Source organism: Zobellia sp. OII3, from assembly GCF_002211465.1.
GTDB classification, from domain to species: domain Bacteria; phylum Bacteroidota; class Bacteroidia; order Flavobacteriales; family Flavobacteriaceae; genus Zobellia; species Zobellia galactanivorans.
In genome coordinates this window covers 122,725-132,238 of record NZ_MWRZ01000010.1, presented here as the reverse complement: position 1 = coordinate 132,238, position 9,514 = coordinate 122,725, and the positions used below count along the sequence as shown (strand labels likewise).

General features: G+C 47.4%; 7 protein-coding genes. 6 read left to right on the top strand and 1 reads right to left on the bottom strand.

Annotated elements, in window-relative coordinates; all coding sequences use genetic code 11:
• Positions 1-144: 144 nt before the first annotated feature.
• Entirely contained in the window at positions 145-855 is a 711-nt protein-coding gene (locus tag B4Q04_RS19680) for a restriction endonuclease (RefSeq protein WP_088697803.1), read from the bottom strand.
• Between the two features lie 768 nt (positions 856-1,623).
• Between B4Q04_RS19680 and B4Q04_RS19675 the strand changes: the two genes are divergently transcribed.
• From B4Q04_RS19675 to B4Q04_RS19655, 6 genes are all read left to right on the top strand, one after another.
• Positions 1,624-3,078 (top strand): NAD(P)/FAD-dependent oxidoreductase, encoded by a 1,455-nt coding sequence (locus B4Q04_RS19675; RefSeq protein WP_088697802.1) that lies wholly within the window; start codon positions 1,624-1,626, stop codon positions 3,076-3,078.
• A gap of 45 nt (positions 3,079-3,123) precedes the next feature.
• Positions 3,124-3,258 carry a hypothetical protein gene (locus tag B4Q04_RS23100; protein WP_262507920.1) on the top strand — a complete coding sequence of 45 codons (135 nt, stop codon included), beginning with the start codon at positions 3,124-3,126 and terminating at the stop codon, positions 3,256-3,258.
• A gap of 2 nt (positions 3,259-3,260) precedes the next feature.
• The gene (locus tag B4Q04_RS19670) at positions 3,261-3,455 is read left to right on the top strand and encodes a DUF6132 family protein (protein WP_236631056.1); all 195 of its coding nucleotides are present in this window, start codon (positions 3,261-3,263) and stop codon (positions 3,453-3,455) included.
• A gap of 157 nt (positions 3,456-3,612) precedes the next feature.
• Positions 3,613-4,914, top strand: a complete 1,302-nt coding sequence (locus B4Q04_RS19665) for a TolC family protein (RefSeq protein WP_088697800.1) — start codon at positions 3,613-3,615, stop codon at positions 4,912-4,914.
• Positions 4,915-5,048: 134 nt separating this feature from the next.
• Positions 5,049-6,131 carry an efflux RND transporter periplasmic adaptor subunit gene (locus B4Q04_RS19660; RefSeq protein WP_046287550.1) on the top strand — a complete coding sequence of 361 codons (1,083 nt, stop codon included), beginning with the start codon at positions 5,049-5,051 and terminating at the stop codon, positions 6,129-6,131.
• A gap of 138 nt (positions 6,132-6,269) precedes the next feature.
• The gene (locus B4Q04_RS19655) at positions 6,270-9,503 is read left to right on the top strand and encodes an efflux RND transporter permease subunit (RefSeq protein ID WP_013994762.1); all 3,234 of its coding nucleotides are present in this window, start codon (positions 6,270-6,272) and stop codon (positions 9,501-9,503) included.
• The last annotated feature ends 11 nt before the right edge of the window (positions 9,504-9,514 follow it).

Sequence of the window (9,514 nt, the reverse complement as noted above, 5' to 3'; positions counted from 1 at the left end):
TTCAAAGTTCACTTGTAGGCTACCCAAAAAATATAGGTTGGCCAGTGGTCTAAAAGATAAAACCGCCTTAAAAAGCGGTTATGTGAGTCGTTATTTTAATGATTATGGGGTTGTGCAACGGTTACTTGTGTTGTGTGTAGTGTTTTATTCACGATACAGTTTTTTAAATTGTTCAAATGCTCTGTCTTTGTTTTCTTCAACAAAATCAAAATATTGTCTATCAGTATTAATTTCCAATTCGCCGACTTGATTGAAGTCATCATCTAAGACTGGCAGTTTCATAGGATAGTTTCTTTTAAATCCATCACGCATTTGGTCTGTAGGTCCTATTCTACGAATAGGAGTATAGGCAGCACTTATAAGTTGTTGTAATTCAAAATTTATTGTTCCTCCATCCTCGGGCATTTTTCCTGGATAGTCCCAATATGGGAATAACCTGTCAGCAAACGGCATATATTTTTCAACCATAGCTTGTTTCCATTTGGAATAATATTCATATTCTAATTCCTTTAGAGAAACCAATTTGATATTGGTCTTTTGTGCCGCTTCGTAGCTACCTTTCTGAAAACCGTTTTTAGAAACAATAAACCCAACATTCGCCCCAAAATCAGCTACGACAGTTCTAAATGAATGTATAGTTTCTTGACTTATTGGTTTATTCCAAAATTTACATTCTACAAGTATTGTGGGTTTATATTCACTTTTCGTGTCTTGAGTATATACATCAATCTCCTTTTTTCCTCTTACTAATTCAACGACTTTTGATATTTCAGTTTCGAATCCACATTCATTAAACATTTGTCCAACATAATCCTGTAATTCAGTCCAATTTTGAGGTTCAGTATCAAATATCATTAATTGCAATTTGTTTTTACATTACACACAACTTGTTTATATGCGGAACATTCCGTCTTTTATCCTACCCATTCGGCATGATATGCGGAAGTTACGGTTTAATTTATCACTATTATTTTTCACTTTTTATATAGGATCCAATTTCAATTGTTTTTAAATTTATGATTACTCCTTCAGTTATATTTCCGTTAGCCAGTGTATCATATTCCCTTTCTCCAATATATTCTTTTTTGAGATAGCCGTTTTTAACATAAATAAAGCCCTCTTTCTGAAATTGAAACATCCGAAGCCCCTGTGTCAAGAACAAACTTTAGGGCAAGACCATTTTCTTTACATGGAATCATATAAATTCCATTTATTTTTTTCCTGGTAATTCTGCGTTGTGTATATCCTAATACATGGAAAAAAATTAACATTACAGTTATTGAAGTTGATTTTTTCATCATTAGCCTTAACCATCTTATAAGTTTTATACCTCTTAATGTTTGTTGGAAATGGTTCAAGAGCCCCAATTCATCCCCAATATATAAATTCCTACAATGCTATTCTTACGTAAAAGCGTAATCGGCCTAAAAATTTTGCTGTATGCCCTCTTTTTCCGGCTTCGGTAGGGGCCGTGTTTTTGGGGCGCTGCTTTCTGTAACAAAAGTTGCTGTAAGGGCCTTTTTTAATACTGAAATTTACAGTGTTGAAGTGGTCGAGCCTGTTCGATTACCACAGGGCGAAGGCCTTTTCGAGGGCGCGACTTTAACGTAAAATCCAAACAAAATGGCTAGAATAGTAATATTGGGGGCAGGGATTGCAGGCCATGTGGCCGCCGCCCACCTCCGCAGAAAATTGCCGAAGGCCCATGAGATAGTGGTGGTTTCCCCCAACGGAAACTACCAATGGATCCCCTCGAATATCTGGGTCGGTGTCGGGCGTATGAAGTCCGATGACATTCTCTTTCCCTTGGCGCCCCTATACAAAAGAAAGGGGATCACCTTTAAAAGGGCCAAGGTTACTACCTTCCATTCCGAAGGCGATGCCGAAACCCTTAAGCCCTATGTCAACATAGAATACATCCTCGACGCGGATAGGGGCAAGACCGAAAAGCTGACATATGACTACCTTATAAATGCTACGGGCCCCAAACTGGCCTTTGATATGACCGAGGGCCTCAATCCGGGCACCAATAAGGCCTATTCGGTCTGTACCTATACCCACGCCGAACACGCGTGGCAGGCCCTCGACGCCCTGATCCAGCGTATGAAAAAGGGCGAACAAACAAAAATATTGATCGGTACGGGCCATGCGAAGTCCACCTGCCAGGGCGCCGCCTTTGAATACATTTTAAATGTAGAGCGGGAGCTCCGCCGGCACAAGGTAAGGGACAAGGCCGAAATCACGTGGATATCCAACGAATACCAGTTGGGCGATTTTGGGATGGACGGGGTGTTGATGAGCTACGGCAACAACATTATGAAGTCTAGCGAAATGGTCGAAATGGTCTTTGAAGACCGCGGCATCAAGTGGATCCTCGGGGCCGGGGTAAATAAAATTGAAGACGGAGTGGCCCACTACGAAAACTTGGAGGGCGAGCAAAAATCGGAACGCTACGATTTTGCCATGCTGATCCCCGCCTTTTCGGGACACGGCTTTAAAGCCTACGACAAAAACAACGAAGACATCACCGACAGGCTCTTTAAGGGCTTTATGCTGGTCGATGCCGATTATACGCCCAAGCCCTACGAGGAGTGGAGCGTGCAAGATTGGCCCGAGACCTATCAAAACCCGAGCTATAAGAACATCTTCGCACCGGGTATCGCCTTTGCGCCGCCCCATGCCATTTCAAGGCCCAGGGTGAGCAAAAACGGCACCTCGATCTCACCGGCACCACCACGTACGGGAATGCCCTCGGGCATTACCGCCAAATTGGTCGCCGATAACATTGTAGACCTCATTAAAGGGGGAAACAAACTGAAGCACAAAGGCTCTATGGGGAATATGGGTGCGGCCTGTATCGCTTCCGCCGGTTATGGGATGACCGAGGGAAGCGGGATCAGTATTACCACTTTTCCCATTGTTCCCGATTTTGAGAAATACCCCGATACCCACGGTAGAAAATTGGGCAAGACCTTTGGTGAAATCGGACTTGCGGGGCATTGGCTAAAACTGGCCTTGCACTATGCCTTTATCTACAAGGCCAAGATGAAACCCTTTTGGTGGCTCATTCCCGAGTAGGAGTGGGAGGGAAGCAGTAAACCGTAAACCGTAAAAACGCAAAAGATGAAAAGAATATCAAGATCCAAACGCTTTGTAATGCGCAACCCCATCATCCAGTTCTTTAAGTTCATTTGGTTGAGCCTAAAAATATTGGTGGTCGTGGCCGGAGGCCACGGGGGCACGCGAAAAACAACATGAACATGACACGAAAACTGATTTTGTTTACGGCCCTGGGCATTGCTGTGGGGGCAATGGCCGGTTACCTGTACTATTCGGCGATAGGTTGTGTTTCGGGCACTTGTGCCATTACCTCGAACCCTCTGAACAGTACCTTGTACGGGGCCTTTATGGGAGGTTTGCTGGTCAATGCCTTTGTCAAGTTCCCTAAAAAATAGGTGGTTGTTAATTTGGTTGTTTTAGGAAGGCACCTCGGTAAACGGGGTGTCTTTTTTTGTGACCGATACCGAAACCCGAACGGCTCTTTTTGAATGGTAACAATGGTTACTGTGGAGGGCGGAAGCCGGGCGTAATTTTGTGGAAAATACATGAACGATGAAGTATATTTTCTTGATATTGATTTTGTTGGCGACTTCCTTTTCTGCGGAAGCACAGGAAACGCAATTGATAACAAAGGCGGAAGTCATGGCCAGGGTAAGCGAAAACAACAACAGCCTAAAAATGGCCGAGCAGGAGGTAAAGGCCGCTTTGGGCGATTACAGGCAGACCAATGCCGTTCTCTTGCCCAACGTAGGGGTTTCGCATACGGGCATTGCCACGACCAACCCCCTAATGGCCTTTGGCTCCAAGTTGAACCAATCCATTTTAACGACAGGTGATTTTGCACCTGATCTGCTCAATGACCCGAGGCAGATCGAAGACTACGCCACCCGGATCGAGGTGCAACAACCGCTGGTGAATTTTGATGGTATCTTTCAACGCAAGGCGGCCAAGGCCAAGTACCGGGCGACCCAATTTCAATCGGAACGTACACAGGAATACATTGTGCTGGAACTGGACAAGGCCTATATGCAACTGCAATTGGCCTATAAGACGGTAGAGGTATTGGAAAGGGCCAAGGCCGCCGCCTTGGAGAACAAGCGTATAGCCGACAATAGCTTTAAGCAGGGCTATTTGCAGAAATCCGATGTACTGGCCGTGGAAGTCCGGGTAGGCGAGATAGAGAACCAGTTGCAATATGCACAGAGCCATATAAAGAATGCCTCGGATTATCTATCGGTCTTAATGAACGATACCACCTATGCCATCTTGCGTCCCGCTGATTCGCTAAGCCTAAGGGTAAGCGACCTGGAACGTCCGGCATTTTCGAAAAACAGGGCCGACATACAGGCGATGGCTTCGGCGAGCAAGGCCTACGAACAGATGCACAAGGCCGATAAGATGAGTTTCTTGCCGCGCTTGAACGCCTTTGGTACCTATGAACTTCATGACGACGAGATTTTCAAGGGGGCTTCCAACGGTTATTTGTTCGGGGCCGAGCTGAAATGGAACATTCTGGAAGGGAGCAAGCGTTTCGGGAAGGCCCAAAAGAGCAAGGCGGAATACGAAAAATCAAAATTACAATTAGAGCAATATACAGCTGAAAGTCAGGTAGAGCTGAATAGGGCCATACGTTCGCTCCAAGATGCCAAGAACAACTTGGAGCTTACGGCCCTTGCCTTGGAACAATCGAAAGAATCGTTGCGCATACGTACCAACCGCTTTCAACAGGGCTTGGAGAAAACCACCGACCTCTTGTTGGCCGAGACCCAATACGCCCAAAAGCAATTGGAATATTACAGTACCATTTTTCAACACAATTACGCCTTGGCCTATGTGCAATTCTTGACCAAGTAAACTACCTCGGGGCGAGCCCGCGAGGCATTAAAAGGAATACACCTTGATTTCGAGGCAAGCCTCGGAGCATTTAATCTCGATTATCGAGTAACACCCTACGATAAATGTTTTACCCAGTATTTAATTCTAAGATGATGAAAAACAGAAACTACATAATAGCCGCAGTACTCACCTTAAGCCTGGCTTTGGCGAGCTGTGGGGATAAAGAAACGAAGGCCGTGGCCGACAATTCGCCGGCCGTTCCGGTACAGGTACGATCGGTAGCCGAAAACACGGAAGATTCCTTTGTAACGGCCAGCGGAAAGATAGAAGCGGCCAAGAGCGCCAATATCAGTACCCGTATGATGGGCTATGTAGACAAGATCTACGTGAAGGTGGGCGATAAGGTGAAAAACGGACAACTTTTATTGAGCGTGAACAATGCCGATGTTTCGGCAAAACTGGCCCAGGTAAATGCGGGTATTGCCGAGGCCGAAGCGGCCTTTGCCAATGCGGAGAAAGATTACCAACGCTTTACGAACCTGTTCAACGAGAACAGTGCCTCGCAAAAGGAGCTGGACGATATCACCGCCCATTACAACATGGCCAAGGCACGCTTGGAAAGTGCCAAACAAATGAAGAACGGGGTAAACGCCCAAATGGGCTATGCCAATATACGCGCCCCTTTTAGCGGGGTCGTTACCAATAAATTTATCAGTGCGGGCGATATGGCGAACCCGGGAATGCCCTTGTTGGAAGTGGAATCGCCTGGGCAATACCAAGTATTGGCCATGGTGCCCGAATCGGAAATATTGGAGATCCGACCCGATACCGAGGTAAGCGTACGCTTAAAGTCATTGGGGCAATCGGTTAAGGGCAAGGTGGTAGAGGTCAGTACCTCGGCCAAGAATACCGGGGGGCAATACCTGGTAAAGGTGATACTCGGGCCGACCGATGTGAATCTACTCTCGGGGATGTACGCCACGGTACAGTTTCCGGTAGAGCGTAGGGCCAATGCAGCGGCCGTGATGGTTCCCAAGGAGGCCTTGGTAGAACGGGGACAGTTGACCGGTATTTATACGATAAGCCAGAACAATACGGCCTTGTTGCGCTGGTTGCGCCTCGGAAGAAGCTTCGGGGACAAGGTGGAAGTATTATCAGGACTCTCACAAGACGAAAAATACATTGTTTCCTCCGACGGAAAGTTGTTCAACGGGGCCAAGGTGAGTATACAGTAAAACAGAATAAAAGATAACGAGCGGTTGCGTTAGGGATTGCAACGGATACCCCACAGTGTTTTTGATCGGTCTTCGATCAAGAACACGAGGAGTAGGAGTGAAAAGCCCGCCCGAACGCCCAAAATAAGATAAATAGCGATGAAAGAAGGATTAGCAGGTAAAATTGCCAAAATGTTCATAGGCAGCAAGTTGACAGTACTGTTGATGATTGTGTTTATGGTCATTGGGGTGTACAGTTCGTTTTTGATCCCGAGGGAAGAGGAACCCCAGATAGACGTGCCCATGGCCGATATTTTTGTGGGCTACCCCGGGGCGAGTCCCACTGAAGTGGAAAGCCGGGTGACCAAGCCCTTGGAGAAACTGATCTCGAACATTAAGGGGGTAGAGTATGTGTATTCGACCTCGATGAAGGAACAGGGCATGGTGATCGTACAGTTTTACGTGGGCGAGGATATTGAACGCTCCTTCGTAAAGCTCTACAACGAGATCAACAAGCATATGGATATTATGCCCCAGGGCGTAACCTTTCCCTTGGTAAAGACCCGGGCCATCGACGATGTGCCCATGTTGGGACTCACCCTATGGAGCGAAAATTACGATGGCTACCAGTTGAGCCAGATGGCGCAGGAACTGGAGAGTGAGATCAAGAAGGTGAACGACGTGGCGGTGACCCATAAAATCGGGAACCAAGACCGCCAATTGCGGGTGGTTTTGGACAAGGATAAATTGGCCGCCAGTGGATTGGACTTCTTATCGGTCTCTGAAATGATCAAGGCGAACAACGCCCAGTTGAGTTCCGGTAGTTTTGACAAGAACGACACCGAATTTTTGGTGAATACGGGCAGCTTTTTGGCCTCGGTCACCGATGTTGAAAACCTAGTGGTGGGCGTACAGCAGAACCGCCCCATTTATTTGAAGCAGATTGCCAGTATTGTAGACGGACCTGAAATTCCACAGAGTTACGTGTCCCTCGGTTTTGGGCAGGGCAGCGATAAGGTGGCCGATCATAGATCGGAGTACCCTGCGGTTACCATTTCGGTAGCGAAGCGAAAGGGGGCCGATGCCATGAAGATCGCCGATATCGTAATCGATAAGGTAGAGCATTTGCGGGCGGATTTGATTCCCGACGATGTTCATGTGGAAATTACCCGAAACTATGGTGAAACGGCTTCGCACAAGGTGTCGGAACTGCTGTTGCACCTTATCGGGTCTATCTTTGCCGTAACCCTTGTGGTGATGCTGGCCATGGGATGGCGGGGCGGATTGGTGGTATTTTTATCGGTTCCGATAACCTTTGCCCTGACGCTGTTGAGCTACTATATGCTCGACTATACCCTGAACCGGATCACGCTTTTTGCCTTGGTCTTTGTTACCGGTATCGTGGTAGACGACTCCATCATCATCGCCGAGAACATGCACCGGCATTTTAAGATGAAGCGCCTGCCTTTTAAACAGGCGGCCCTCTATGCGATTAACGAGGTGGGGAACCCTACCATTTTGGCGACCTTTACCGTAATCGCCTCGGTATTGCCCATGGCCTTCGTATCGGGATTGATGGGCCCCTATATGGCCCCGATGCCCATTGGCGCCTCTATCGCCATGATCCTGTCCTTGTTCGTGGCCTTGACCATAACACCGTACTTGGGCTATGTTTTTCTTAGGGAAAAGGAGAAAAAAGGAAAGGTGGAGAAAAAGGAAAAGCCCTTGGAGGAAACTTTGATCTACAGGCTTTACAACAAATTTGAACGCCCCTTGATCGAAAGTAAGGGAAAACGTTGGATGTTTTTGGGCTTGACTTTCTTATTGCTCATGGGCTCCATGGTCTTGTTCTTTACGAAGTCCGTTGCCGTAAAAATGTTGCCCTTCGATAACAAGAACGAGTTTCAGGTGGTGATCGATATGCCCGAGGGCACGACCCTTGAGCGTACGGGAGTGGTGGCCCAGGAAATAGCACAATACCTGTCTACCCGCCCCGAGGTAGTGAACTATCAAAATTACGTGGGTACCTCGGCGCCCATAACCTTTAACGGCCTGGTACGCCATTACGATTTACGCGGTGGTAGCAATATGGCCGATATTCAGGTGAACCTGATCGACAAGGGCGAACGTTCGGCCCAGAGCCATGATATTGCCAAGTTGCTTCGGCCCGACATTCAAAAGATAGCGGCCAAGTACAATGCCAACGTAAAACTGGTGGAAGTACCACCAGGACCTCCGGTGCTTTCTACGATCGTTGCGGAAGTATACGGTCCCGATTACGGGGAACAGATGCGGATCGCCAACAGCGTTCAGAATATCTTGAAGGCTACCGACGATGTGGTGGATGTCGATTGGATGGTGGAAGCCGACCAGACCGAATATCAGTTCGAGATCGACAAGGAAAAGGCGATGCTCTACGGGGTTGCGCCCCAGCAAATTGCCTACACCATGAACATGGCCTTATCGAACAGGGCCATTACCAATCTCTACGATGAGGATGCGAGTACGCAAATAGGACTGGTATTGGCCTTGGATGAAAAGGAGAAATCGACCATTTCGGATATTGCCCAATTGAAAGTGGCCTCGAAACAGGGGAACATGGTTTCGATATCGGATTTGGTAGACATTAAGGAAACGACAAGTGCCAAGAGCATTTACCGTAAAAACCAAAAACGCGTGGTGTACGTACTGGCCGATATGGCCGGGGAATTGGAGAGTCCCGCTTACGCGATCTTGGGAATGGAGGAAAAGCTAAAGGAAATCGCCCTGCCCCAGGGGTATACCATTAACGAAATGTATTTGGGCCAGCCCGATTTCGAGGATGACTATACCGTAAAATGGGACGGCGAATGGCAGATTACCTTAGAGGTATTTAGGGATTTGGGTATCGCCTTTATGGGCGCCATTATCTTGATCTACATCTTGATCGTTGGATGGTTCCAGAACTTTAAGGCACCCATTGTTATGATGGTGGCCATACCCTTATCGCTGATCGGTATTGTTTTGGGACACTGGATCATGGGCGCCTTTTTTACCGCTACCTCTTTTATAGGAATGATCGCCTTGGCGGGTATTATGGTGCGGAACTCGGTATTGCTCATCGACTTTATCAATCTGCGCTTGGCGGAGGGCGTTCCCTTAAAACAAGCGGCCATTGAGGCCGGCGCCGTACGAACTACCCCTATTTTATTGACCGCGGGAACCGTGGTGATCGGTGCCTTCGTGATCTTGTTCGACCCCATTTTTCAGGGCTTGGCAATTTCCTTGATGGGCGGTACCATCGTCTCTACCGTGCTTACCTTGTTGGTAGTGCCGCTGGTGTATTATATGATCGAACGCAAGAACTACCCCGAAACGGAAAGTAGGGAAGTAGGTGATACGAAAGAGGATTAACCCAAAAGAAG